The following is a 23,331-nucleotide window of genomic DNA, read 5'->3' on the forward strand; positions in this document are numbered from 1 at the left end:
TAATTTACCTATGGGTCAATTCGAGAGGTCGAGGTCGTGACACGGTCGTGGTGGGGATGGGGACATGTCGAGGACGCCGTGCGCGGCGCAGAACTGGAGGCGCTTCTGGCACGGGTGCGGGCGCTGATGCCGGGCGAGCTGACCGCTCACGAACCCCCGGACATCTCCTCGCTCGCCCTGCCCACGCCCCGCGTCACCCCTCCGGCCTCGCTCGCCGGCCTCTGCTCGGTGGACCCGGGTGACCGGGCCGCTCACGCGCACGGCAAGGCGTTCCGGGACGTGGTGCGCAATCTCCACGGGGAACTGCGCCATGTGCCGGATCTGGTCGCCCGGCCCGCCGAGGAGCGTGACGTGATCGATCTCCTCGACTGGTGCACCCGCGAGGGCATCGCCATGGTGCCGTACGGCGGCGGCAGTTCGGTGGTCGGCGGTGTCGAACCGCGGTGCGACGGCCACCCCGCCGCGGTCACCGTGGATCTCGGGCACATGAACCGTGTCCTGGAGATCGACCGGACGAGTCGTGCCGCGCGGATCCAGGCCGGCGCACTCGGCCCGGACCTGGAGAACCAGCTGCGGCCGCACGGGCTGACGCTGCGCCACTTCCCGCAGTCCTTCGAGTTCTCCACGCTGGGCGGCTGGCTCGCCACCCGCGCCGGTGGCCACTACGCGACGCTGTACACACACATCGACGATCTGGTCGAGTCGATGCGGGTGGTGACCGGAGCCGGGGTGAGCGCGTCACTGCGGCTGCCGGGCTCCGGCGCGGGACCCTCTCCGGACCGGCTCTTCCTCGGCAGCGAGGGATCGCTCGGCGTCATCACCGAGGCGTGGATGCGCCTGCAGGAGCGCCCGTGTCATCACGCCAGGGCATCCGTGCGGTTCGGCGACTACACGGCGGCGGTGGCAGCGACCCGGGCGATCGCGCAGAGCGGACTGAACCCGGCGAACTGCCGCCTCCTCGACGCGGCCGAGGCACTGATCAACGCCGGCGTGAGCGTGGCCGGTGGTCTGCTCGTCCTCGCCTTCGAGTCGGCGGACCACCCCGTCCGCCTCGACCTGCAGCGGGCCGTGGAACTGTGCCGCGACCACGGTGGAGAGCCGACCGCCGACACCGCCGAGGAGCCCGGCCGGGGCGCGGCGGCAGCGCCTCGGAAGGCCTCCGCAGGTGACATCGCCGCGGAGACCTGGCGCTCGTCGTTTCTGCGGATGCCCTATCAGCGCGACGCGCTGGCCCGGCACTCGCTGATCGTCGAGACCTTCGAGACGGCGTGCACCTGGGACCGCTTCGAGGCCCTCCACCACGCGGTCACCGAGGCAGCCCGGCAGGCGATCGGCGAGGTCGCCGGAACAGGAGTGGTCACCTGCCGGTTCACCCATGTCTACCCCGACGGGCCGGCACCGTACTTCGGGGTGTACGCGCCGGGCCGCTGGGGCAGCACCGTGGCCCAGTGGGACCACATCAAGGACGCGGTGTCCGAGGCGATCCACACGTGCGGCGGCACGATCACCCACCACCACGCGGTCGGGCGCGACCACCGGCCCTGGTACGACCGCCAGCGTCCCGACCCGTTCGCCGCAGCGCTGACCGCCGCCAAGACAGCCCTGGACCCGGCGGGCGTGCTCAACCCCGGCGTGCTTCTACCTGCGCCCTGACCGCGCGTCGGCGGATCGGGCAGACGGATCAGCCGCTCGCCCTCGCTTCCGCGGGCGCAGCCTCCGCCTCGAAGCCGACAGGCCCGCCGCCCCGCACCGGCCGGGCCGTCGCCGGCAGCACGTGGTCGCCGATCTTGTCGGTGCTCAGGCACAGGGAGCAGACCACGTCGTCATGGGTGGCGCAGGCGGTCAGGTCCGGGCGCTCGTACGACTGGCGGCAGACGTGGCAGTCGAAGGTGACCGCGCTCGGATTGCCGTCCGGGTCCAGCAGGGGCTCGCCGATGCCGTCCTCGGTGCGGCGCAGGTAGTACCTGCCCCTGGTGACGATCGCCGTCAGCGGGGTCAGGACGAAGGCGATGACGGCGGCGGCGACGGGGGAGTACGGCTGGAGGGTGTCGCCCAGCACATGGAAGTACAGGGCGATCGACAGACCGGAGGAGGCTACGAAGGCGACGACTCCGACCGGGTTGACGGCATGGAGCATGCCCCTGCGGAACTCCGGCTGGAGCGGGGACACCTTCAGCACGTACTTGTTGATGCCGATGTCGGTCGCGACGGTGACCACCCAGGCGATCGCGCAGTTCGAGTAGAAGCCCAGGATGGTGTTGAGGAAGCTGAACATGTCGGCTTCCATCAGGGCGAGCGCGAAGCCCAGGTTGACCAGGACGAAGACCATACGGCCGGGGTAGTGCCTGGTGATGCGGGTGAAGGAGTTCGTCCACGCCAGCGAGCCTGAGTACGCGTTCGTCACATTGATCTTGATCTGGCTGATGACCACCAGCGCCACGGCCAGCGGGACGACCATCCAGGCGGGCATCATCGCGCCGAAGGCACCGCGGAACTGCTGGATCGGTTCGGTTGCGGCGGCAGGACCGACTTCGCCGAGGATGTACACGGCGAGGAAGACGCCGATGGCCTGCTTCAGCGCGCCGAGCACCACCCAGCCGGGACCGGCCATGACCACGGCGGTCCACCAGGTGCGCCTGTTGGCCTCGGTCTTCGGCGGCATGAAGCGCAGGTAGTCGATCTGCTCCCCGATCTGCGCGATGAGGGAGAGGCAGACACCGGCGCCGAGCAGGACCGAGGCGGTGTTCACGCCGCCGTCGCCGTCCGTGCCGGAGTAGGAGAGGAAGCGGTCGACCGTGCCGGGGTCGGTGGCGATCAGGTAGACCAGCGGGCCGACCATCAGGAGCAGCCAGATCGGGGTGGTCCACACCTGGAGCTTGCTGAGCGCCTTCATGCCGTAGATCACCAGGGGGATGACCATGAGCGTGGAGATGAGGTATCCCAGCCACAGAGGCAGCCCGAGGCCGAGTTTGAGGCCCTGCGCCATGATCGAGCCTTCGAGGGCGAAGAAGATGAAGGTGAAGCTGGCGAAGATGACACTGGTGAGGACCGAGCCGTAGTAGCCGAAGCCGGAGCCCCGGGTGATCAGGTCGAGGTCGATGTTGTACCGGGCCCCGTAGTAGGCGAGGGGGAAGCCGGTGATGAAGATGACGACGGCGGCCACCGCGATGGCGACGAGCGCGTTGCCGGTGCCGTGGGCCAGGCCGATACCGGCACCGATGGAGAAGTCGGCCATGTAGGCGATGCCGCCGAGCGCGGTGGTCGCCACGACCATGGCGGGCCAGCGGCGGTAACTGCGGGGCGCGAAACGGAGGGTGTAGTCCTCCAGTGTCTCCTTGACCGCCTGGTCGGCAGCGGCCTTCGCGGTGTCTGCCGTCGGCGGCCGGGACTCGGTGGTGCTCATGTCGCGCCTCCCGATGATGCTGGTGCGGGTGCCTCGGTGAAGGGAGAACCCCGCTTGGCATCATCGGCAGGACGGGGGAGCCGACGGTCCGTCATGCTTCGGTACGGCCGTGCACACGACTCTGATCTCACGGCCAGTCACGCTAGAAAGCGGCTGTTACCGTCGATTCCCACCGTTGTGAACGGGACGTTTCCGAGAACTCACCCGCCGCTGCTCGGACTTGGTCCAGCGCCCGGTGGCGAGTGCCACCTGGGAGAGGCGCTCGGCGGGCTCGGCCGGCCTGTCGCCGAGCCGGTCCCCCAGACGCGCCTCAGGCGTCGGCCTCGTACCGGCCGTGCTCCAGGAAGTACCGCAGTGCCTCCGGCGTGTCGACGTCGAGGGCGTGCTCCGCCGCAGCGCGGACGGCCGCGCCGGTGGTCGGATCGGCGAGGATGCGGAAGACGGCGACGCGGTCGTCCTCGGCCTGGGCGAGGCGGTAGCCGGTCTCCAGGAAAGCGCGCAGGGCGGCCGGCGAGCCAACGTCCAGAGCCTTGGTGGCCTCCCGGACCCTGCGGAACCCGGGCGTGACGGCATCGGCCATCGGCGCCCGCACCCCCGCGCAGCCGGCGGACGATCTGGGCGCCCTGGAGGTCGACTTCACCGCCGCCCAACTGACCCGCCTCGACGAGGCCGGTGCGATCGAACTCGCGCCCACCGGGGGACCCGCGTCTCCTGGTGCGGCACAGGCGTTCGGGATCCGCCGGGACACGTGGTCAGCGGCCCGTGAGCGATTCCGTCTCGGCGGCGTAGAGCCGTGCCGGGTCGAATCCCATGCCGGTGAAGTGCCCCGCGAGTTCGAGGGAGAGCGCGCCGTGGAGGCGGGTCCAGAAGAGGAGCGCGCGGTGCAGCGCCGACGGCGGGGCCGGGTGCTGGTCGGCCCAGGCGCGGTGGTCGTCGAGATGCGCCTGGATCGGTGACGGCGGGGTGTCGGGGAGCGGTCCGGCGGCGCAGGCGTCGAGGAGGACGGCCATGATCTGTGAGGCGATGCGGGTGGTGTCCTCGGGGGCTTGGTAGCCGGGCACGGGGGTGCCGTAGAGGAGGAAGTACCGCTGGGGGTCGGCAAGGGCCCACTCGCGCAAGGTGTGTGCCAGGGCGGCGAGGTCGGCGCCGGCGGCGGCGCGGGCGCGGAAGGCGTCGGCCAGGCTTCGGTAGGCGTCCCTGATGAGCTCGGTGATCAGTTCGTCGCGACTGGCGAAGTACCGGTAGAGGGCCGGCCCGCTCATGCCGATCTGTTTGGCGATGGCGTTCAGGGACAGGGCGGAAGCCCCGGCGGCGGCGATCTGCTCCCATGCGTGCTTCTTGATCTCCTCCCGCACCTGGGCGCGGTAGCGCTCCCGAGGAGTCGCGGCATCTGGGTTGCTCACGTCCTGACCTCACTCTCTCAAGCAGTTGGTTAGAAGGTATCACGAAGGCGATTGACCATCACGGCAACGTCGTGTTACAACTTCTAACGAACACAACGACCTCTTCAGGAAGGAGGGTGGTCATGAGCAGCCACCCCCTCGTCCAGGTGGTGCTGCCGGGCATCGTGGCCCCGGAGGACCTGCAGATCCGGCACACGGCCGTGCCGGACCCCGGCCCGGGACAGATCGTGATCGCCATGGAGGCGACCGGCGTCTCCTTCGCCGAACAGCAGATGCGCCGCGGGCGGTACTACGACCAGCCGCCGTTCCCGTTCGTACCCGGCTACGACCTGGTGGGCCGTGTGCTGTCCACCGGCCAGGGAGTCGACCCCGGCCTGTCCGGACGACGTGTGGCCGCGCTGGTCAAGGTCGGCGGCTGGGCCAGCCACGTGGTCGTCGACGCGCAGGACGCGGTGGAGGTCCCCGACGGACTGGCCGCGGCGCAGGCCGAGACCGTCGTGGTCAACGGCATCACCGCCTGGCAGATGCTGCACCGCATCGCCCGTGTGCGCGCCGGGCAGACGGTCCTGGTGCACGGCGCCGGCGGCGGCGTGGGCCTGATCCTGGTCCAGCTCGCCCGCACGGCCGGCGTGAAGGTGATCGGCACCGCCTCCCCCCGGCACCATGACGCTCTGCGGGAACTGGACGTCACCCCGGTCGACTACCGCACCGGAGACGTGCCGGCCCAGGTCCGCGCGCTGTCGCCCGGTGGCGTGGACGCCGTCTTCGACCACGTCGGCGGGCGCAGCGTCATCGACTCCTGGCACCTGCTCGCCCCCGGCGGCACCCTCGTCTCCTACGGCAGCGCCTCCACCCGCGACGACACCGGCTCCAAGCAGTGGCCCGTACTGAAGATCCTCGCCCGCACCCTGCTCTGGAACACCCTGCCCAACGGCCGCCGCGCCCACTTCTACAACATCTGGGCCGGTCAGAAGTTCCACAAGGACGACTTCCGCGCCCGGCTGCACAGCGACCTCACCGAGGTCTTCACGGCGCTGCGGCGCGGCGACATCACCGCCCCCATCGCCGCCCAACTGCCGCTCACCAAGGCCGCCGAGGCCCTGCGTCTGGCCGAGTCCGGGACCGTCACCGGCAAGGTCGTCCTGATTCCCTGACCCGCACACCCCCGGGCCGGCACTTCCCGGCCACGCCCCGCCACCGTCGAGCCCCGCAGCAGGATCACCGCACCCCGAAGACCCGCACCGTCCACCACCCGTGGACCATCACCCCAAGGACCGACGCCATGAAGCCTCACGCGACCCGCACCGGGACCGCTCTGCTCTGCGCCGCGGCCGCCACCACCGCACTCGCCACGACCGCACTCGCCACGACCGCACTCGCCACGACCGCGTCCGCCACGACCGCGTCCGCCACGACGGCGTCCGCCACGACGGCATCCGCCACCACCGCATCCGCCGCGCAGCCCGCCGGCCGACATCTGCCCGCAGTCGTGAGCGACTGGTCCGCCGCCTGGAACGGCACCGACCCCGACCAGCTCGGCACCCTGTTCACCCCCGACGGCACCTACACCGACCAGGCCATAGGCGTCACCTTCCACGGCCGCCAGGAGATCGCCGGGTGGAAGGCCCGCACCGACAGCCTCATCGACAACGTCCACGTCACCGTCCACGCCGCCCACCGCGCCGGCGGCCACATCACCGTCGAGGGCGTCTACGCGGGCCACATCAAGGGCGCGCCCAAGCCCTTCGCCGTGCCGCTGGCCACCCTGCTCACCACCCAAGGCCGCCGGATCACCTCGGACCAGGACTTCTACAGCCTCAACGCCGTCCTCGCCCAGTCAGGCCTCCCCGCGGACTGGTCCCCGCCCACCTCCTGACCCGTTTCGGTGGCGCCCTGCCCGTGCGAGTCCGAGGAGTCCTGACGAGCCATGACGAGCTCATGACGAGACCTGGTGGAGAAACGGACCGGTGCCGGGACAGGTGCCGAAGGTAAGATCGACGGGATCGTTGGCGATCAACGCAGAAGGGGAAGGCGCGTGCTGCCGGAAGCATTGACGGCGCTGGCGACCGCCGGGGAATCCGCGGTGGTCCAAGCCGCCGGTACGGATGCCTGAGAGGGATTCCGCCGACGGTTGGCCGTGTGGTTCGGGCGCGGGGACGCCGAGCGGGAATCGGGCGAGCTGGCACGCCTGGACCGGGCCGCGGCCGACCTGACAGCGCCGGACGCGGACGACAGCGCGTCCACCGAGCGGATCCGCATCCGTCAGGAGGCCCTGTGGCAGGCCCGGTTCGAGGGCCTGCTCGAAAGCCTCGCGCAGGACGAACGCGACCGTGCCGCCGCGGAGTTGCAGTCGCTGCTCGACGCACACCGCGCGGCCGCAACGACGGTCGGGGACGGCGGACTGGCCGTCGGCCGTGACCTGAACGTCAGCGCCGACAACAGCTCGGTGGCCGCCGGGGTGATCAACGGAGGCGTGCATCTGAGCCCCCCTCCACCGCCGGTTTCGTCCCAGGGCTGAACGAACCGGCTGACCACCCCAGCCCGCACCCCTCCTCCGCTCCTTCCTCCCCGTCGGCGCCGCACGTCGTCCAGGCCAGTCACCACGGCGTGGCTGTCGGGCACGCCGACCAGGTCTCGTACTACGGCAACTCCCGTGGCCCCGCGTCGTGGCCGCTGCTCGTGGGAGTCGTCCCGCCGGCGGCGCGCTGTTTTCAGCCGCGCCTCGCACTCGACGAGGGCACCGGACTCACCGGGCCCGAGGGCGTCACGCGCGTGTCGACCGCCGTGCGCTGCACCGTACTTGTCGGCACCGCGGGCGTGGGCAAGACGCAGCAGGCCGCCCGGATCGCCCGCGCTTCCCGGCGGGAGGAGCAGGTCGACCTGCTCCTGTGGGTCACAGCCACCGACCGTGACGCGGTCCTCGCCGCGTACGCCCGGGCCATCACCGAGATCACCGGGACGGACACGGCCACCGGTTCGGGCACGGCCGCGACCGAACACACGGCGCAAGCCTTCCTCGCCTGGCTGCGACCCGAGGCCGAGGGTGTGCGGCGCCGGTGGCTGATCGTCCTCGACGACGTCGCCGCCCCCGAGGATCTGCGGGGCCTGTGGCCGCCCGACCACCCGGAAGGTCGGGTCCTGGTCACCACACGGCGCCGTGACGTCGCCCAGCCCGGACTGAACCGCCTGGTGGTCCCCGTGACGGGCTTCGCTCCCCACGAGGCGACGGCCTACCTCTCCGAGGTGCTGTCGGAGTACGGACGCGCCGCCCCCGAAGAGGATGAACTCGCCTCCGTAGGGCGGACGTTGGGGCACCTGCCGCTGGCCCTGTCGCAGACGGCGGCCCATCTGGCAGGCATAGGACTGGACTTGGGGGAGTACACCCGTCTGCTGGACGAGTACGACGTACTCAGTGGGCCCGGCTCGTGGGACAGCGGCCGGCCGCGCCGCGGGCAACCGCTGGCCGAACTCGTACCCGGCCCCGGGGCGTTGCCCGACGGTCAGAACGTCGCCGTGCCCGAGGCATGGCGGTCGTCGCTGGAACGGGCCGAGCGGATGCCCTCGGGCGACCTGGCACGTCCCCTGCTGGAGCTGGCCTCACTGCTGCCCACCGCCGGTACACCCGAGTCCGTCTTCATCAACTCCGCCGCCATGGAGCACCTCCAGGAGCATCGCGCGACGGCGCCGTCCGACCGGATGCTGCGGACGGAAGAGGTGCACGCCGCCCTCCGCCTGATGAGCAGCCTGGGAATCATCGACCACACACCGGACGCCGGGTACCGCGCGGTGCACGTGCACCCGGTGCTGCAGCGCGCGACGCGCAAGGCACTCTCCGCCGACCGGGTATGGAACCTCGCCCGGAAGGTCGCGTCGGCACTGGCCAGAGCCGCCGACGCACACAAGGAGGACCCCGGTTTCACCCCGGTACTCCTCGACGCCGTCGACGTGCTGCGCGGGCACGCCGATTCGGCTCTCTGGTCCGGCATGCCCTACCCCAGACCTTGGGAGTTCTCCGGCCTCTCGGGAAACGGTCCGAGCCCGACCGACCACGAACTGCTCTACCGCGCCGGTGAGGTGCTCGGCACGAACGGCCAGGCGCAGGCGGCCGCCGCCTACTTCGAGCGGCTCGCCGGAGAGGCGTTCAACCACCAGGGCCCCTACTCCCCGGGCCTGGAATTCGCCCTCCTGCGCCAGGCCCACTGGCAGGGCGAGGCCGGCGACGCACCCGGGGCCGTGGCGGCGTACGAAGCCGTACTCGACCGGCAGAGCCGCTTCTTCGGCCCCCATCACAAGCGCACCCTGGACACCCGGGCCGCCCTGGGACGCTGGCGCGGCGCCGCCGGCGACGCGACCGGTGCGGTAGCCGCTTACACCGAACTCCTCACCCTGCTGCAACAGCACTCGTTCCCGGACTCTACGACCGTGCTGGACGCGCGGGCCGAACTCGCACGCTGGCGCGGCGAGTCAGGGGACCCGTACGGAGCTGCGATGGCGTACGAGGCACTCCTGACCGATCTGATCCGCGTACTGGGGCAGCATGGCGGGCTCCGGCATCCGAACGAGAGCGGCTTGGGAGCTTTGACGGTCGTGCCCAACTGGATGAAGGTGTTCGACACCCACCACAGCTACGCGCACTGGCGCGGCCGCGCCGGAGACGCCGCCGGAGCCGCGACCTCCCTCACCCATCTGCTGAACCAGGAGACACAGATACTGGGCCCCGACCACCCAAGGCTCCGCACCACACGCGAAGAGCTGACCCACTGGCAGGAACGCGCCCGGAACCGGTGATCCCGTCGCGCACATGCACATGTGTGCCCACCGTCGCGCACAAGTCATCGGGTGGTGTAGCCGCCGTTGACGAAGAAGGTCTGGCCGTTGGCCCACCAGCCGTCGGTGAGCAGATGGCGCACCCACGCGACGATGTCCTCGATCTTGGTGAGGTCGCCGTTCATGGCCGAGGACTTGTGGTAGGCGACGGAGTCGTCGTCCTCGGCCGGGTAGAAGAACGAGGTGTCCATCGGCCCGGGAGCGATGTTGTTCACCGAGACGTTCCGGCCGAACAGCTCCTTGGACAGGGCACGGGTGAAGTGCTCCACCGGCGCCTTGCTGCCCGCGTAGGCGGAGTACAGCCCGGTGTAGGCGGCCAGCAACGAGGTGACGATCGTGATGATCTTCCCGCCGTCCTCGATCCTGCGGGCCGCCTCGCGCATCACGAAGAACGCGGCCTTGGAGTTGACCGCGAACATCCGGTCGTACTCCGCCTCGGTGATCTCCGTGAGAGGCTTCTTCAGCACCATCCCGGCGGTGTTGACGCTGTAGTCGAGCTTGCCGAACCGGCCGACGACGTCGGCGAAGACCCGCTCGACCTCCGCCGGTTTCGTCAGGTCGGCCTGGACGGCGAACGCCTCACCGGGGCCCGCGTTGATCAGAGCGACCACGTCCTCGGCCTTGGCGCGGGAGGAGGCACTGTTGTAGTGGACGGCCACCTTCGCGCCCTCGGCGCCCAGCGTGGTGCTGATCAGCCCGCCGAGGTTGCGCGACGCGCCGCCGACGAAGGCAACCTTGCCGCTGAGCGTCTTGTCCGGGGCGTTCACCATGCCAGCCTCCTCGATCATCCATGGGAAAGGAGCACGCACACCGGACCCCAGGCCCGGCATCCGGCCTTCGGGACGCGCCCGTACCAAGGAATCACCGTCCGGGCACCTCGGCATCTCGGACGATCCGATCGGCTGTGCGGCGCCGACAGATCTGGCGTGAACTGGGCAGCGGTCGGTCTGGGAAGTGAGCAGCATGGGCGGTCAAGGTGCTGTCCACTGTGGAACGGGAAAGCCGCATGGTTGCAACGAAGAGCTTTGACTACGTCGTCGTCGGCGCCGGCACGGCCGGATGCGTTCTGGCCACACGCCTGTCGGAGAACCCCGGGGTGAGCGTGGCGTTGCTGGAGGCAGGTGGTGAGAGCGGGCCGGAGAGCATGCACAGCCCCAACGCCATGGAGGCGTTCGGGCTGTGGGGGTCGCCGGTGGACTGGGCCTACGCCACCACACCGCAGGCGGGCACCGGAGGCACGGTCCACGCGTGGCCCCGCGGAAAGGTACTGGGCGGCTCCAGCAGCATCAACGGCATGGTGCACCGGCGGGGGCACCGGTCGAGCTTCGACGCCTGGGAGGCGCAGGGCGCCACCGGATGGAGCTACGACACCCTGCTGCCGTTCCTCAAGCGCAGCGAAAGCACCCAGAGCCGGGACCCCCGATTCCGTGGCACCGACGGGCCGATGCGCATCGAGGCGGGGTCCGACCCCACCCCTTTGGACGAGGCGATGTACCAAGCCGCCCTGGAGAGCGGCCACGCAGCCTCCGCGGACGGTAACGGAGAGCAGGACGAAGGCGTGGCGTGGGGCGAGACGAACGTGGTCGCCGACAGGCGGCAGAGTGCCGCCGACGCCTACCTCCGCCCCGCTCTCGCCCGCCCCAACCTCACGGTGATCACCCACGCGCACGTGCGGCGGCTGCTGCTCGACGGGACGCGCTGCCGGGGTGCCGAGTACGTCGCGGACGGCACCGTGCACACGGTCGCCGCCGACCGTGAAGTGATCCTCAGCGCCGGCGCCGTCGGGTCGCCCCAGCTCCTCCTGCTGTCGGGGATCGGGCCGGCGGCGCATCTTCAGGACGTGGGGATCCCGGTGCGCGCCGACCTCCCCGGTGTCGGCGAGAACCTCCACGACCATCTGCTGAGCTGGGTGTCGTACCGGGCGAAGCAACCGGTCCCGGCAGGCCCTTCCCGCCAGGCGTACGTCCTGGCCCGCAGTGCCGAGGGCGTCGATCCGGACGTGCAGCTCAGCTTCACCCGCGCCGCGCTGGAGCCGCTGTGGGCGGGCGCGGACCCCGACGGGTTCTCGGTGCTGTTCTCGGTCGTGACCCCGGCCAGCCGCGGGTCGCTGCGTCTGCGCAGCGCCGACCCCACCGCCCACCCGCTGATCGATCCCGCCTACCTCACCGACGACGCGGACGTCGACCGCATGGTGACCGCCCTGTCGATGGCCCGCCGCCTCGCGGCTGCGGACGCGCTCGCGCAGTGGCGTGGGGCCGAACTGCTGCCGGGCTCCGACGTGCTCGACGAGGACGCGTGCCGCGCCTATGTCCGGGCCACCGCAGCCACCTATTTCCACCCCGTGGGAACGTGTCGTATCGGTGTCGACGCACTCGCCGTGGTGGACCCGCAGCTGCGCGTCCGTGGCATCGAGGCCCTGCGCGTCGCCGACGCCTCCGTCATGCCGTCCGTCGTGTCGGCGAACACCAACGCGGCCGTACTGGGAATCGCGGAACGGGCCACGCAGTTGGTCGAGGAGCCGGCTTTCGGTACCGCGTCCGACTAGCTGCCGGGAGGGGCACGCCTCCGCTCAGATCAACGGACTGACCTGCTCCTCGATGCCGAGAAGCGCCCGCCCGTACAGTTCCCCGGCGATGCCGGGATTGACCATGGCGTGCCGACTGCTCGTCTCCTGGTCCCGCCAGATGCGCTGCAACGGACTGGCCTCGGCGAAGCCGCCCGCGCCCTGGACGTTCAGCAGGAGATCGAGTGCCTCGCGGGAACGCCGAGCGACATAGCCGGTGTCCATCCGCACGCGCGCCCGTGTCTCGAAGGGCATGTGCTCGCCGCGGGCCGCCCAGGTGTCGATGTCGTCGGCGGCACGCAACAGATGCAGACGGGCCGTGTCGATCAGCTGAGCCGCCTCGGCCAACTGGATCTGGGTCGACGGTGCGTCGCAGGCCCGCTCATAGAAGGTGTACGAGATGCCCCGGCCCTTGGCGAGGGAGGCGGTCACCACGTCCATCCCGGCCTGGGCGAGGCCCACCTGCGGCCCCGCGAGCACCAGCGCGAGCGCGGGGACCAGCGCGGACCGGTACAGCGGCTCGTCCGTGCGCTCGGTCGGACAAGCACCCCGCACACCTCGCGTCACCGACAGGACGCGGTGCGCGGGCACGAAGACCTCCTCGGCGACGAGGGTGTTGCTGCCCGTGCCCCGCATACCGGCCACGTACCAGGTGTCCTCGATGGTCAGCTCGTCCATCGGGATGAGGGCGGCGCCCTGTTCGATGTGCTGTCCGCGGGCGTCCACGACGGGGATGCCGAGCGTCGCCCACTGCGCGTGCAGACAGCCCGAGGCGAAGCCCCACCGGCCGGTGACGACCAGACCGCCGTCGACCGCCCTGCTGGTGGCGCCGGGGGCGAGCACTCCACACACCCGAGCGCCGGGATTCTCCCCCCAGACATCCAGCTGGGCCTGCTCGGGATAGAGACCGACCGTCCAATTGCAGACGTTGATCAGCGTCGTCACCCAGCCCGTGGATCCGCAGCCGCGCGCCAGCTCCGAACTGACCTCCAGGAAGGTCCTGAAGTCCGTCTCGTGACCACCCAGGCGGCGCGGCACCGTCAGCCGGAACAGCCCCGCCTCGGACAGGGCCGTGATGTTCTCCTCCGCCACCCTGCGGTCCTCTTCGGTGCGGGCGGCGTTCTCCCGAAGCAGGGGCACCAGCGCTTTCGCGCTCTGCTTCAGCTCCGTGAAGTCGGTGTTCGGGGCGGCGGCGGTGGACGTGGTCAAGGGATCCCTCCGGCGGGTCGGCAGCGCAAACGGCGCGCCTCGCGTCGGCGCGCCCCTACAGGGGTTCCACGCCGGGCCCTTGTCTCTGTGCCGTCTCCGGGGAACCGCCCGGTCGGCCCGCTGTTGGTGGGCGCGGTGATCGCGGCACCGGCGGTCTCCAGGGTCCTCACGAGAAGCGTCGAGATCCTCTACGACCACGGTGGCGGAGGCGCGCCTGCGCAGACACCTACGGGTGGTAGAGGGCGTGAGCGCGTGTCAGGTCGGCAGGCCCCCCGTCCTGACCGAGAGGGAAGAAGTGGTTCACCTGCCACGCCTGAGTGCTGCGGGCCTGTCGGCTGGTCGTGGTCACCCACGGCGGATAGACACGGAATCCGCGCTTCCCGCCGGATCCGTCGCGGGAGACGACGCCGCGTTCGCACAACACCGCGCACGGGAACACGAACTGTCCGAAGCCGTCGTCGTCCCGGCTGCTGATGACGAAGAGGTCCACCCCGTCTTCGGCGTCGAAGGGGCGAATCGGCCCCTGCTCGGACCGCTGCCACACGGTGACGAACTGACCGACCTTCGTCGGTGTGGTCTTGGCCACGCGGAACCGAACCGAGCGGCCATCGACCGAGAACGCGCAAGCCGCGTACTCGGCACTCTCCGCCTCGGGCACCGGAAGCGAGCAGACGAAGCCGCCCGGGTCGTACACCGACGCCTTCGCCGACAGCAGGTCACCGTGAAGCCCCGCCCACGGTTGATTCGTCACCATCCCATCATCCTGCCATCGAGCCCGCACCGGCTCCCTTGCCCCCCATGCCCTTGCAACAAATAATCGGTTGCCTGTCGGCGATGGTGGTGGATGCAATGTCCGGCATGGTCACCCAGGCGCGCCCGCCACGGCGAGACGAGACGAAGGCGCACCACCGGGCCTTGCCACTCCGCGATCCGGGTGAGCCGCGACCGAATCGTCACACGGGAGACGCCGACGCATGAGTACGCCACCCTCGCTTCTTGGAGCGGAGCGGACCGACGGATCATCCGTCCAGATCGGCGCTCTCGTTCCGCTGACCCGGCCTGGCTGGGTCGGGGCGGGCCGACACCTGCTCGCGGGACTCGAGCTGGCCGTTCGCGATGTCAATGACTCCGGCGGGATCGGCGGAAGGCCACTCGAACTGCTGGTCCGGGACACCGCGGCTGATCCACACAGGGCCGCGGCGGCCGTGGACGAACTGGCTCAGCTGGGCGTGGCGGCCTTGGCGGGGGAGTACCACAGCGTCGTCGCTCGCGCCGCTGCCGCCAGGGCCGACGCCCTCGGTCTGCCGTTCCTCTGCTCGTCAGCGGTTCTCGACGCGCTCACCGAGCACCCGACGCAATGGGTCGCGCGCCTCGCTCCGGCGCAGTCCCACGGCTGGCGGATCTACGCGGACTTCCTCCTCGGCGCGGGTCACAGCCGAATCGCCGTCGCGGCCGAGCCGAGTGTCTACTGGGCATCCGGGGCCCGCATTCTGCGGGACCACCTCGCTCCGCGCGGCGGCACCGTCGTCGAACTCGACGTGCGTGCGCTCACGCCCACGGACGTGTGCGACGAACTCGTCGCCGATCGCGCGACAGCGCTCCTCCTGCTGGTCGGCCACCCGGAGCCGGCGGTGTCGATCGTCAGGTCCGTCCGCCGCGACCAGCGCCTCGCCGAGATCATGATCGGTGCTCCGGCCGGGCAACCGGAGTTCCCCGAATGGGCGTCGTCGCTCGGCGACGACGGCGCCGCGATCCCGTTCCTGCGCTACCTGCCCGAGCGCCTCGGCCCACTTGGTGCACGAGTCGAGGCGGCCCTGCGCGAGCGGCTGCCCGAAGCGCCCTCCTTCGTCGCCTTCGAGGGCTACGACACGGTCACCGTGCTCGCGGATCTGCTGCGTTCCCACGGCGTGGATCGGGCGCGCACTGCCGAACTCTGGCCGCGCGTTGCGGTCGAAGGCACCCGCGGCCAGATCCGGTTCTCGCGCACGCCGGGCATCAGCGTGTGGCAATGGGCATGGCCACCAGTCCAAGTCGTTGATCGGGATCCGGCGGAACCCGGTCGCTTTCGGACACTTCACGCCCGGGGATCTCGGAGTGGGGGTGGGTGACCAGAGATGGGCCCGGTGGTCGTCAGGCGGGTGCCACTTCTGCGATCAAAGCCCGGACGCGTGTCTCGATCGCGTCGCGGATGGGGCGTACGGCCTCGACACCCTGCCCGGCCGGGTCGTCGAGCTGCCAGTCGAGGTACCGCTTGCCGGGGAAGACGGGGCACGCGTCGCCGCAGCCCATGGTGATCACGACGTCGGACGCTTGCACCGCCTCCGGCGTGAGCACCTTGGGGATCTGGCCGGAGAGGTCGATGCCGACCTCCCTCATCGCCTTCACCACCGCCGAGTTGACGGCGTCGGCGGGCGCCGAGCCGGCAGAGCGGACCTCGATGCGATCGCCCGCGAGGTGGGCGAGGAAGGCGGCCGCCATCTGGGAGCGGCCGGCGTTGTGGACGCAGACGAACAGCACCGACGGACGCGGGGCGGAAGTGTTCATGGCAGGTGTCTCTCTCGGGGCATGTCAGGAGGAGGTGGGTGCGGGTTCACTGCTGGAGACACCGATCTCACGGGGTGCCGGGGAGGCGAGCGGGCCGTACACCGCGGCCACGATGCCGAGCCCGAGCGCCGCGCCGAGCAGCTGGGCGGCGATGAACGGGACGACGGAGGCGGGCGCGATCCCGGCGAAGGTGTCGGTGAACGCCCGGCCGATGGTCACCGCCGGGTTCGCGAACGACGTGGACGAGGTGAACCAGTAGGCGGCCCCGATGTACGAGGCCACCGCGGCCGGAGCGAGCGCGGCGCGGCCGACCCGGCTGAGGCCGAAGATCAGCAACATCAGCCCGGCCGTGGCGACCACCTCGCCCAGCCACAGGTTTCCGGCGTTCCGGTCGTGCGCGGAGAACTTCACCAACGGCTGGGCGAACATCGCGTCGGCCAGGACCGCTCCGCCGATCGCGCCCGCGATCTGGGCGGGCACGTACGCGGCGACGTCCCGGAGCGACGGCCCGTCCGGTTTGCGGCGGCCGGTGAACCAGGCGGCGAGGGTGACGGCCGGGTTGAAGTGCGCGCCGGAGACCGGCCCGAGCACGGCGATCAGCACACCCAGGCCGAACACGGTGGCGACGGAGTTGGCGAGCAGCTGCACACCGACGTCGTGCGACAGCTCGGTGGCCTGGATGCCGGAGCCGACCACCACCGCCACCAGCGATCCGGTCCCGACCGCCTCCGCGGCGGCTCGGCGGCCGAGCGGGGCATTCATGCGCCGGCTCCGGCTGTCCGCGGGGTGGTCAAAAGCGCGGTGAGCCGGTCCAGGGCGCCGGGCAGCACCCAGTAGTACACCCAGGTGCCACGCCGCTCGCAGTCGACGAGCCCGGCCTGCCGCAAGAGCTTGAGGTGGTGGGAGATGGTCGGCTGGGACAGGTCGAAGGCCGGGGTCAGCTCGCACACGCACACCCCGCCGCCCTCGCCGTCCGAGGCGATCATCGACAGCAGCCGGAGCCGTACCGGGTCGCCTAGAGCCTTGAAGACCTTCGCCAGATCGGCTGCCTGGCTCTCGTCCAGCGGTGCGGCGGCCAGACCAGGGCAGCAGGCTGCGTCCTGGCCGATCACCTCGAGCTCTTGTTTCGACATGCCTCTATGTTGACGTTTTTCGATTCAAGCCGCAAGGTTGAATCAATGAACATCAATACAGGCCGTTCCGGGTCATGTCATGGCCCGTCACCTGGGAGTGAGTCATGAGCGAGCAGGCCTCCATCGACGTGCGTGAAACCGTCCGTCGACGCTATGCGGCCGCGGCCGTGAAGGTCACTGCGGGCCAGGCCGCCTGCTGCGGCCCCGAGCCGGTCGAGGTCGACGAGAACTTCGGCGCGACCCTGTACGGCGCCGACGAGCGCGGCACCCTGCCCGCCGAGGCCGTCGCGGCCTCCCTCGGCTGTGGCAACCCGACCGCCGTCGCCGAACTCCGCGAGGGCGAACGCGTCCTGGACCTCGGCTCCGGCGGCGGCATCGACGTCCTGCTCTCCGCGCGCCGTGTCGGACCGACGGGCAAGGCGTACGGGCTGGACATGACCGAGGAGATGCTCGCCCTCGCACTGGCCAACGCGGCGACGGCCGGTGTCACGAACGTGGAGTTCCTCAAGGGCACCATCGAGGCGATCCCGCTGCCCGCGCGGACGATCGACGTGGTCGTCTCCAACTGCGTGATCAACCTGTCCGTCGACAAGCCCGCAGTCTTCGCCGAGACCTTCCGCGTGCTCAAGCCCGGCGGCCGTATCGGCGTCTCGGACGTGATCGCCGAGGACACGCTCACCCCCGACCAGCGGGCGCAGCGAGGCGACTACGTCGGCTGCATCGCCGGCGCACTGTCCTTCGCCGAGTACCGGGAGGGGCTGGAGGCGGCGGGGTTCACGGCCATCGAGATCACCCCGACCCACGCGGTCGCCGACGGCATGCATTCCGCCGTCGTCCGCGCGTCCAAGCCCGCCGGCCCCACCGTCGCCGGACGGGGGACCGTCGCGAAGCCCGCGGCGGACGACTCATGCTGCGGCGTCACCGCATGCCGTACTCCGGCCGAGCAGGCGACCGACCCGTCCGTCAGCGTCGTCGAGGCCGAGAACGCCTCCGGATGCGCCTGCCGGAGCTGACCTCTCCGGCCCGGCGGGAGACGAACAGATCACCGCTTCACGAATCTGCGCGAGGTGTCAGACGATGCCGCCATTGACACGGACGACCTGGCCGTTGACCCAGTGCCCTTGCGGGCCGGCCAGGAAAGCGACCGTGTCGGCGAGCGTGTCGAAGTCAGTGCCTCCACCGCGCTCTTGCTCGCGCTGTACGCGCCGTGGGCGGGGAAGGCCAGGCCGACGACGGACGTGGAGAAGGTGATCAACGCGTCACCGGGCCGCAGCCGGCGCGACGCCTGCTGAGGGACCACGAACGTCCCGCGGATGTTGGTGCGATGCAGGTCGTCCGGTACGGCGAGGTCGAGGTCGGCCACAGCGGACACAGCCGCCTTTCCGGCGGCGTGCGCCACTACGTCGACACCGCCGAAGTGGGTTTCCGCCGTGTCGGACAAGGCGGCCACCGCGCCTTCGTCGGCCACGTCGGCCACGTCGGCCTGTACGGCGATGGCCTGCCCGCCCACCGCCTCCACTTCGTGCGCCACTGCGTCGGCGAGGTCCTTTCGGCCCCGCAGCCCACGACGACGGCGTAGCCGTCCCCGGCGAGCCGGGCCACGATCGCACGGCCGATACCGCGCGAACCGCCCGTCACGACGGCGACCGCGTCCCCTGTCTCGCGCGGTAGGCGCGGAGGAGACTGGAGAGGTGAACCTGGCTGAACTCGGCACTTCCTGAAGCCGCGACGGGACCGGATCCGCCCGCCGGACGTGGGCCTGCCGGCCGGTCCGCGGCGGCGGGTGCCGGGGCTGCGGGCGGGCGGCCGTGCCTGCCGCGATGCCGTGATCGACATGGCATGCTGGACACAAGTGTCAGGGGCTGTCTGATCGTTGTGCCTCGAAGACGCGGCGGCTGCCGACCCGGTCGGAGCGCGACCGGGCGCTGCTCGGGCCCGTGCCGACGCAGCTGCCCGCGGTCTGAGACCGGCGGTCCACCCCGCACCGATGCTGTCGCCACCGACTGAGAGACTCTCATCATGGACACCACACCCGAGCACATAAGCTCCCGGACAGCGGCCGGATGGACCGTGGCGCTCGCGGTCCTCGGAGCAGCCACCGGCTACGCCTGGGGCGGGGCGTTCCTCGCCGTCACCTGTGCCCTTTCCCTGGGAGGCGGCGCCGCCCTGGGCTCGATCCTGTCGCGCCGCCGAATGATCGCGACCATTCGGGAAGGCCAGGGCAAAGCCGCCGCGCTCGGCTACGCCGACGGAATCTCAGACATGATGCTGCTGGGGATATCCGCATACAGGGACTCCGTCTTTCCGCTGTCCGGCCCCGGGGCCGTAGATCCCGCCGAGCGCATGGCGCGCCGCAAGGCCGCCTACCACTTCACCGCCGCCGAAGGACTTCCCCACCGCATCCGTGAGGCTGCGGCCGCTGCGCTCGAAGCGATCGACGACGGCCGGGACCGGGACGCCCAGTCCGCCATCGAGGACCTCATGAAGGCCGTCCAGGAGCAGCGCAGCGGCACGTGACCGGAGACCGGCGCGGGACGGTGGCCCCGACCGGCACCCTTCGCCGTCTGAGTCGCGGTCAGGTGTCCTCGGGGTCCAGCTCGAATGTGAAATAGATGCTCAGGCAGTAGGGCTCGTCCTCGTCGTGGAAGAAATCCCAGGACACGTCCGACAGACGGATCTTCTGTTCCCGCACCCACTCATGCGCTTTCCTGAAGGCGTCCGCGGCAGTTGTGGCGAGGAACAGTTTCCTGGCCATGGGATGCACCCCGGTCTCAGCGTCCGAGTCGTCGAAACCCTCCGGAACGTCCAGGCAGAGGTTGGGATCCAGCACCATGGAGTGCGTCCTTTCCAGTCGGTTTGCCCATACGAATCGAGTGGCTGATCCGCTGAGCACGACGACTGGTAAGACCGCCGCGCCCCCGGAAAGGGTTGCTCCTTCCGGCTCCGCGGCGAGATGACGCAGCCACGGAAGTGCACGCTCCTCTGCAATGTGAGCAACCTCGTGCGCCGTCCCATGCGGTGGCGGTCACGGTGTTGGGGCGAGCCGTGATGCGGCGGGGCTCGGCCGACGGGAACCGGGTCCTGGTGATCGCCCCTGACGAAGTACTCCAGCGAGCGAGCGTCGTCAATCAAGCTCTGAGCAAGGTCTACGGGCAGGTGAAACGCCTCGAACGAGGCGATCCCGAGCAGGGTGAGACGATGGAGGCCGCAGCCCAGGCGCAATATGAGGTCTGGAACATGCTCCGAGCCATGAGAACCGCGATGCGTCACGACCTTGGGGTGACGCCCGACGATTGAGCTTTGTACCCGCCAGGCGACAGGGGAGTCGGCCCTGGGGTCGGTGGCGGCCTCGCATCGTCAACTCCGCTCCCACTTGGACGTCGCCGACTTTGTCGCGGTGTCCTTGCCTGGAAGAGCGGCACGAGCGCGGGTCGTTGTGACGGGGCCGGCTCCGGTCGGATGATCGTCGGCCAGGGTCCGCCTGGAGTGCTTCGTGCTTCGGGGCGGACACCGATCGCCCACGGCGTGCGCGCTGCGCCGGTCGCCCGCCGGCCCGCTGCCCCGGCGCCGGGCAGTCCAGGAGAACCGCACCCGCGATCCGGATCCTGGGTGGGGACCACCGGGTGCGTTCACTGCCTCGGGGCTGTGCCTGCCGGAGTGCGCAGGCTGGCGCGATGGGCGCGGGCCGTGGTCATCAGGGTGTCCAGTGCGTCCCGGGTTCGCATGAGTTCGTCGATGTGCTCGGAGAGCCGGTTGCGTTCCTGCGCCATCCGTTCGAGCGCGGCATCGGAGTTGCCCTCGCTGGGTGCGTCGACGCAGGGCAACAACTCGGAGATCGTACGACTGGACAGGCCCGCCGCGTACAGGCGCTGGATGAATCGCACCCGCTCCACCTCGAGTTCCGTGTAGTGCCGCTGCCCACTGGCGCTGCGGCTGCTGGTCAGCAGCCCCTGCTCCTCGTAGTAGCGCAGCGACCGGACGCTGACCCCGGCCTGCGCCGCCAGCTCGCCGATCCGCATGGCCGCCTCCCGTGGTGAGCCCCGTCACAACACTTGCCTCTGACGTCAATGTCAGGTTCTAGCGTATCGCTGTGCCCGGGGTTCGGGTGCGCCGTGAATGGAGGAAACCCGACGTGACGACCTTGTTCAGCAGCTACCGGCTCGGCGACCTGACGATGCCCAACCGGATGGTGATGGCCCCGATGACCCGTGTCAGGGCCGCGGCCGGGGGCCTTGCCACACCGTCCATGGCGACGTACTACGCGCAGCGCGCGACGGCCGGACTGATCGTGTCCGAGGGGGTGCAGCCCAGCCTCGTCGGGCAGTCCAATCCGGGCACGCCCGGACTGCACACCGAGGAGCAGGCCGCCTCATGGCGTGCCGTGACCGACGCCGTGCACATCAATGGCGGGCGGATCTTCGCCCAGCTCATGCACGGCGGCCGGGTCTCGCACCCCGACACGACCGGCCACCAGCCCGTCGGCCCCTCGGCGATCGCCGCAGTGGGCGAGGTCTTCACCCCGACCGGCCCGCAGCCCGCACCCATGCCTCGCGCACTGAACACCTCCGAGGTGCCCGAGCACGCCCTCGCCTACGCCGAGGCGGCCCGACGCGCGATCGACGCGGGCTTCGACGGAGTCGAACTCCACGGCGCCAACGGCTACTTGATCTCCCAGTTCCTCTCTTCCAACGCCAACCAGCGCGCGGACCGCTACGGCGGCACGATCGCGGGCCGGATCCGGTTCGCCGTGGAGGCCGTGGCCGCGACGGTGGACGCGATCGGGGCGCCCAGGACGGGTATCCGCCTCTCCCCGGGCGGTGGCTTCTGGGGTGTCGAGGAGAACGACGCGCTCGCCCTCAACACCGCCCTGCTGGCGGAGCTGTCCCCTCTCGGACTCGCGTACGTCCATCTGGAGGCGACCACGGACGACGAGGTGCTCGTGGGGCTGCGCCACGTCTGGCCCGGGGCCCTGATCGTCAATCCGGTCCTTCCGATGGGCCCCAAGCAGACCGGCCGCGAGGAAGCCGACCACTGGCTGGGCCTGGGCGCCGACCTGATCAGCTTCGGCCGCGGCTTCCTGGCCAACCCCGACCTCGTCGAACGCCTCCGCGTCGGCCTGCCGATCGCTCCCGTCGACGAGGCCACGTACTACCAGGGCGGCGACGCCGGCTACCTCACCTATCCGGCCTACCAGCACGCGGCGTGACGCCCACGGACATCGAGGCATTCGATGCGCTTGCTGTCGGTACCGCCTGAGGACCTTGGTTCGGAGTGCCGGCAGCGGAAGGCCGCCGCCCGAGACCGCTCTCGCGGGGGATGCGGCGGCACGTCAGGCCCTGTCCGACTCGGACAGGGCCGTGGTGATCATGCGGGTGGCGAAGTCATGGTCGTCGGTGAGGCGGTTGATGTGCTCCGCGAGCAGGAATGCGGTGGCCTCCAGGGCGTTCATCTCGTCCGTGGTCCAGTCTCCGTACTGTTTGCGCCACAGGCTGGGGCTCAGATCGGTGCCCGCGGCGATGACCAGGCCGGCCATGGTGGGGATGGCCTCGGGGCGGACACTCTTCGGCATCATGTGCATCGTGGCCACGAGGTTGGGCACCACGTACGCGATGACGTCCTTGTCGTGGTCCTCGTACGCCATCCGCAACCACTTCATGAACATGAAGATGACTGTGCACGCGCCGTCCAGCATGTCCTCGAGCCCCTGGCGACCCAGGGAGGCGGCGAACTGGTCGACCAGCGCCTGTTGTTCGGGGTCGGTCTCGGTGTTGCCGTCGTAGATGGCCTTGAGACGGGAGTCGATCATCATGAGCGCTGAGCCCACATCGCCGGCGGGAGCGTGCCGGGGGTCGCAGGGCGATGACACAGGATTTCCTCCTCATGTGACCACGGTGTGTAGCGCGACGCTTCCGTACGGTAGACCGTAGTGGGGGCTGGAGTCTGGCGAATCCCGTCGTTCGACACCGGGACCGGTCAAAGGCGTCCGTCGGCCCCCGGAGCCGGGTGGCCGTCCGGCGTGCCCGACCGACACCGATCGATGGCAGGCACCTGGTCGAGGTCGGTTTCGCGCATGATGCGCCGCACGGTCTCCGGCAAGGAGCTGCCTGCGTCGATGACCGTCTCGATCCCGCTGGGGAGCAGGTCCCGCTCGCGGTACCAGTCACCCAGGTGCTGGTCGGTGACCTGAGTCAGGTATGTCGGGTCGGGCTTCGTCCTGTGCCGGGCGAGGGTCTCCTGAAGGGGCACGTT

Annotated in this window: 23 protein-coding genes and 3 pseudogenes; 12 read left to right on the top strand and 14 right to left on the bottom strand. The window is 70.4% G+C overall.

The window, feature by feature from the left end:
* The first annotated feature begins 36 nt into the window (after positions 1 to 36).
* Positions 37 to 1,653, top strand: a complete 1,617-nt coding sequence (locus AQI95_RS05330; protein ID WP_067118080.1) for an FAD-binding oxidoreductase — start codon at positions 37 to 39, stop codon at positions 1,651 to 1,653.
* 28 nt (positions 1,654 to 1,681) lie between these two features.
* On the opposite strand, the gene AQI95_RS05335 is transcribed toward AQI95_RS05330, so the two are convergent.
* The 3 genes and pseudogenes from AQI95_RS05335 to AQI95_RS05345 all read right to left on the bottom strand — a co-directional run bounded on the left by AQI95_RS05335 (position 1,682) and on the right by AQI95_RS05345 (position 4,806).
* A complete protein-coding gene (locus AQI95_RS05335; protein ID WP_244188630.1) occupies positions 1,682 to 3,403 on the bottom strand; it encodes a purine-cytosine permease family protein in 1,722 nt (573 codons plus the stop codon).
* A gap of 310 nt (positions 3,404 to 3,713) precedes the next feature.
* A pseudogene (locus AQI95_RS05340) lies at positions 3,714 to 3,947 on the bottom strand (ALF repeat-containing protein); the annotation flags it as partial.
* A 208-nt stretch (positions 3,948 to 4,155) separates the two neighbouring features.
* Positions 4,156 to 4,806 (bottom strand): TetR/AcrR family transcriptional regulator, encoded by a 651-nt coding sequence (locus AQI95_RS05345; protein ID WP_067118083.1) that lies wholly within the window; start codon positions 4,804 to 4,806, stop codon positions 4,156 to 4,158.
* Positions 4,807 to 4,928: 122 nt separating this feature from the next.
* Between AQI95_RS05345 and AQI95_RS05350 the strand changes: the two genes are divergently transcribed.
* The 4 genes from AQI95_RS05350 (at position 4,929) to AQI95_RS05365 (ending at position 9,594) form a co-directional block, all read left to right on the top strand.
* Positions 4,929 to 5,960, top strand: coding sequence for a medium chain dehydrogenase/reductase family protein (locus AQI95_RS05350; protein ID WP_067118086.1), 1,032 nt, complete (start codon positions 4,929 to 4,931; stop codon positions 5,958 to 5,960).
* Between the two features lie 128 nt (positions 5,961 to 6,088).
* A complete protein-coding gene (locus tag AQI95_RS05355) occupies positions 6,089 to 6,682 on the top strand; it encodes a nuclear transport factor 2 family protein (protein ID WP_079071060.1) in 594 nt (197 codons plus the stop codon).
* 255 nt (positions 6,683 to 6,937) lie between these two features.
* Positions 6,938 to 7,324: a hypothetical protein gene (locus AQI95_RS05360; RefSeq protein WP_244188631.1), complete on the top strand. Its 387-nt coding sequence runs from the start codon at positions 6,938 to 6,940 to the stop codon at positions 7,322 to 7,324.
* Positions 7,325 to 7,413: 89 nt separating this feature from the next.
* Entirely contained in the window at positions 7,414 to 9,594 is a 2,181-nt protein-coding gene (locus AQI95_RS05365; protein WP_067118089.1) for a tetratricopeptide repeat protein, read from the top strand.
* Positions 9,595 to 9,638: 44 nt separating this feature from the next.
* Here the strand turns inward: AQI95_RS05365 and AQI95_RS05370 are convergent, their stop codons facing one another.
* A complete protein-coding gene (locus AQI95_RS05370; RefSeq protein WP_067118091.1) occupies positions 9,639 to 10,403 on the bottom strand; it encodes an SDR family oxidoreductase in 765 nt (254 codons plus the stop codon).
* Positions 10,404 to 10,639: 236 nt separating this feature from the next.
* Here AQI95_RS05370 and AQI95_RS05375 point away from each other — a divergent pair, with 236 nt between their 5' ends.
* On the top strand, positions 10,640 to 12,178 hold the full coding sequence (locus AQI95_RS05375; protein ID WP_067118094.1) for a GMC family oxidoreductase: 1,539 nt from the start codon (positions 10,640 to 10,642) through the stop codon (positions 12,176 to 12,178).
* Between the two features lie 24 nt (positions 12,179 to 12,202).
* Here the strand turns inward: AQI95_RS05375 and AQI95_RS05380 are convergent, their stop codons facing one another.
* Together AQI95_RS05380 and AQI95_RS05385 are read right to left on the bottom strand one after the other, a co-directional pair.
* Complete coding sequence (locus AQI95_RS05380; RefSeq protein ID WP_067118097.1) at positions 12,203 to 13,405, bottom strand: acyl-CoA dehydrogenase family protein; 1,203 nt, start codon at positions 13,403 to 13,405, stop codon at positions 12,203 to 12,205.
* A gap of 226 nt (positions 13,406 to 13,631) precedes the next feature.
* Complete coding sequence (locus AQI95_RS05385) at positions 13,632 to 14,159, bottom strand: MepB family protein (RefSeq protein ID WP_067118100.1); 528 nt, start codon at positions 14,157 to 14,159, stop codon at positions 13,632 to 13,634.
* A 220-nt stretch (positions 14,160 to 14,379) separates the two neighbouring features.
* Between AQI95_RS05385 and AQI95_RS05390 the strand changes: the two genes are divergently transcribed.
* The gene (locus tag AQI95_RS05390) at positions 14,380 to 15,513 is read left to right on the top strand and encodes an ABC transporter substrate-binding protein (protein ID WP_067118103.1); all 1,134 of its coding nucleotides are present in this window, start codon (positions 14,380 to 14,382) and stop codon (positions 15,511 to 15,513) included.
* A gap of 22 nt (positions 15,514 to 15,535) precedes the next feature.
* Here AQI95_RS05390 and AQI95_RS48285 read toward each other — a convergent pair whose 3' ends face one another.
* From AQI95_RS48285 to AQI95_RS05405, 3 genes are read right to left on the bottom strand one after another with little or no spacing between them, the layout of a single operon-like run.
* Positions 15,536 to 15,949, bottom strand: a complete 414-nt coding sequence (locus tag AQI95_RS48285) for an arsenate reductase ArsC (protein ID WP_067118106.1) — start codon at positions 15,947 to 15,949, stop codon at positions 15,536 to 15,538.
* A 24-nt stretch (positions 15,950 to 15,973) separates the two neighbouring features.
* Entirely contained in the window at positions 15,974 to 16,711 is a 738-nt protein-coding gene (locus tag AQI95_RS48290; RefSeq protein ID WP_067118109.1) for an aquaporin, read from the bottom strand.
* Positions 16,708 to 17,082 carry an ArsR/SmtB family transcription factor gene (locus AQI95_RS05405; RefSeq protein WP_067118112.1) on the bottom strand — a complete coding sequence of 125 codons (375 nt, stop codon included), beginning with the start codon at positions 17,080 to 17,082 and terminating at the stop codon, positions 16,708 to 16,710. Before AQI95_RS05405 ends, AQI95_RS48290 begins: the two co-directional genes overlap by 4 nt.
* Before the next feature lie 104 nt (positions 17,083 to 17,186).
* Between AQI95_RS05405 and arsM the strand changes: the two genes are divergently transcribed.
* A complete protein-coding gene (gene arsM, locus AQI95_RS05410; RefSeq protein WP_067118115.1) occupies positions 17,187 to 18,095 on the top strand; it encodes an arsenite methyltransferase in 909 nt (302 codons plus the stop codon).
* A 29-nt stretch (positions 18,096 to 18,124) separates the two neighbouring features.
* Here the strand turns inward: arsM and AQI95_RS44480 are convergent.
* Positions 18,125 to 18,720 (bottom strand): annotated as a pseudogene (locus AQI95_RS44480) (SDR family NAD(P)-dependent oxidoreductase).
* A 53-nt stretch (positions 18,721 to 18,773) separates the two neighbouring features.
* On the opposite strand from AQI95_RS44480, the pseudogene AQI95_RS50295 reads away from it, so the two are divergent.
* Both AQI95_RS50295 and AQI95_RS05425 read left to right on the top strand, forming a co-directional pair.
* Positions 18,774 to 18,880, top strand: a pseudogene (locus tag AQI95_RS50295) (transcriptional regulator); the annotation flags it as partial.
* A gap of 221 nt (positions 18,881 to 19,101) precedes the next feature.
* Entirely contained in the window at positions 19,102 to 19,599 is a 498-nt protein-coding gene (locus AQI95_RS05425; protein ID WP_067118124.1) for a hypothetical protein, read from the top strand.
* A gap of 58 nt (positions 19,600 to 19,657) precedes the next feature.
* On the opposite strand, the gene AQI95_RS05430 is transcribed toward AQI95_RS05425, so the two are convergent.
* Positions 19,658 to 19,915, bottom strand: a complete 258-nt coding sequence (locus AQI95_RS05430; RefSeq protein WP_067118127.1) for a hypothetical protein — start codon at positions 19,913 to 19,915, stop codon at positions 19,658 to 19,660.
* A gap of 251 nt (positions 19,916 to 20,166) precedes the next feature.
* Between AQI95_RS05430 and AQI95_RS05435 the strand changes: the two genes are divergently transcribed.
* The gene (locus AQI95_RS05435) at positions 20,167 to 20,379 is read left to right on the top strand and encodes a hypothetical protein (RefSeq protein WP_244188632.1); all 213 of its coding nucleotides are present in this window, start codon (positions 20,167 to 20,169) and stop codon (positions 20,377 to 20,379) included.
* 332 nt (positions 20,380 to 20,711) lie between these two features.
* Here the strand turns inward: AQI95_RS05435 and AQI95_RS05440 are convergent, their stop codons facing one another.
* On the bottom strand, positions 20,712 to 21,101 hold the full coding sequence (locus AQI95_RS05440; protein WP_067118131.1) for a MerR family transcriptional regulator: 390 nt from the start codon (positions 21,099 to 21,101) through the stop codon (positions 20,712 to 20,714).
* A 113-nt stretch (positions 21,102 to 21,214) separates the two neighbouring features.
* Here AQI95_RS05440 and AQI95_RS05445 point away from each other — a divergent pair, with 113 nt between their 5' ends.
* Positions 21,215 to 22,288, top strand: a complete 1,074-nt coding sequence (locus AQI95_RS05445; RefSeq protein WP_067118134.1) for an alkene reductase — start codon at positions 21,215 to 21,217, stop codon at positions 22,286 to 22,288.
* Between the two features lie 123 nt (positions 22,289 to 22,411).
* Here AQI95_RS05445 and AQI95_RS05450 read toward each other — a convergent pair whose 3' ends face one another.
* Together AQI95_RS05450 and AQI95_RS05455 are read right to left on the bottom strand one after the other, a co-directional pair.
* The gene (locus AQI95_RS05450; protein ID WP_067118137.1) at positions 22,412 to 22,948 is read right to left on the bottom strand and encodes a hypothetical protein; all 537 of its coding nucleotides are present in this window, start codon (positions 22,946 to 22,948) and stop codon (positions 22,412 to 22,414) included.
* 107 nt (positions 22,949 to 23,055) lie between these two features.
* Positions 23,056 to 23,328: a P-loop NTPase family protein gene (locus AQI95_RS05455; protein ID WP_067118139.1), complete on the bottom strand. Its 273-nt coding sequence runs from the start codon at positions 23,326 to 23,328 to the stop codon at positions 23,056 to 23,058.
* Positions 23,329 to 23,331: the final 3 nt, after the last annotated feature.

This window comes from Streptomyces yokosukanensis (genome assembly GCF_001514035.1).
GTDB classification, from domain to species: Bacteria; Actinomycetota; Actinomycetes; order Streptomycetales; family Streptomycetaceae; genus Streptomyces; species Streptomyces yokosukanensis.

What these genes read in the sequence shown, in the direction of transcription:
- AQI95_RS05335 (WP_244188630.1), bottom strand. Translation starts at nt 3,403, where the DNA reads ATGAGCACCACCGAGTCCCGGCCGCCGACGGCAGACACCGCGAAGGCC.
- AQI95_RS05350 (WP_067118086.1), top strand. Translation starts at nt 4,929, where the DNA reads ATGAGCAGCCACCCCCTCGTCCAGGTGGTGCTGCCGGGCATCGTGGCC.
- AQI95_RS05355 (WP_079071060.1), top strand. Translation starts at nt 6,089, where the DNA reads ATGAAGCCTCACGCGACCCGCACCGGGACCGCTCTGCTCTGCGCCGCG.
- AQI95_RS05370 (WP_067118091.1), bottom strand. Translation starts at nt 10,403, where the DNA reads ATGGTGAACGCCCCGGACAAGACGCTCAGCGGCAAGGTTGCCTTCGTC.
- AQI95_RS05375 (WP_067118094.1), top strand. Translation starts at nt 10,640, where the DNA reads ATGGTTGCAACGAAGAGCTTTGACTACGTCGTCGTCGGCGCCGGCACG.
- AQI95_RS05385 (WP_067118100.1), bottom strand. Translation starts at nt 14,159, where the DNA reads ATGGTGACGAATCAACCGTGGGCGGGGCTTCACGGTGACCTGCTGTCG.
- AQI95_RS05390 (WP_067118103.1), top strand. Translation starts at nt 14,380, where the DNA reads ATGAGTACGCCACCCTCGCTTCTTGGAGCGGAGCGGACCGACGGATCA.
- AQI95_RS48285 (WP_067118106.1), bottom strand. Translation starts at nt 15,949, where the DNA reads ATGAACACTTCCGCCCCGCGTCCGTCGGTGCTGTTCGTCTGCGTCCAC.
- AQI95_RS48290 (WP_067118109.1), bottom strand. Translation starts at nt 16,711, where the DNA reads ATGAATGCCCCGCTCGGCCGCCGAGCCGCCGCGGAGGCGGTCGGGACC.
- AQI95_RS05405 (WP_067118112.1), bottom strand. Translation starts at nt 17,082, where the DNA reads ATGTCGAAACAAGAGCTCGAGGTGATCGGCCAGGACGCAGCCTGCTGC.
- arsM (WP_067118115.1), top strand. Translation starts at nt 17,187, where the DNA reads ATGAGCGAGCAGGCCTCCATCGACGTGCGTGAAACCGTCCGTCGACGC.
- AQI95_RS05425 (WP_067118124.1), top strand. Translation starts at nt 19,102, where the DNA reads ATGGACACCACACCCGAGCACATAAGCTCCCGGACAGCGGCCGGATGG.
- AQI95_RS05430 (WP_067118127.1), bottom strand. Translation starts at nt 19,915, where the DNA reads ATGGTGCTGGATCCCAACCTCTGCCTGGACGTTCCGGAGGGTTTCGAC.
- AQI95_RS05440 (WP_067118131.1), bottom strand. Translation starts at nt 21,101, where the DNA reads ATGCGGATCGGCGAGCTGGCGGCGCAGGCCGGGGTCAGCGTCCGGTCG.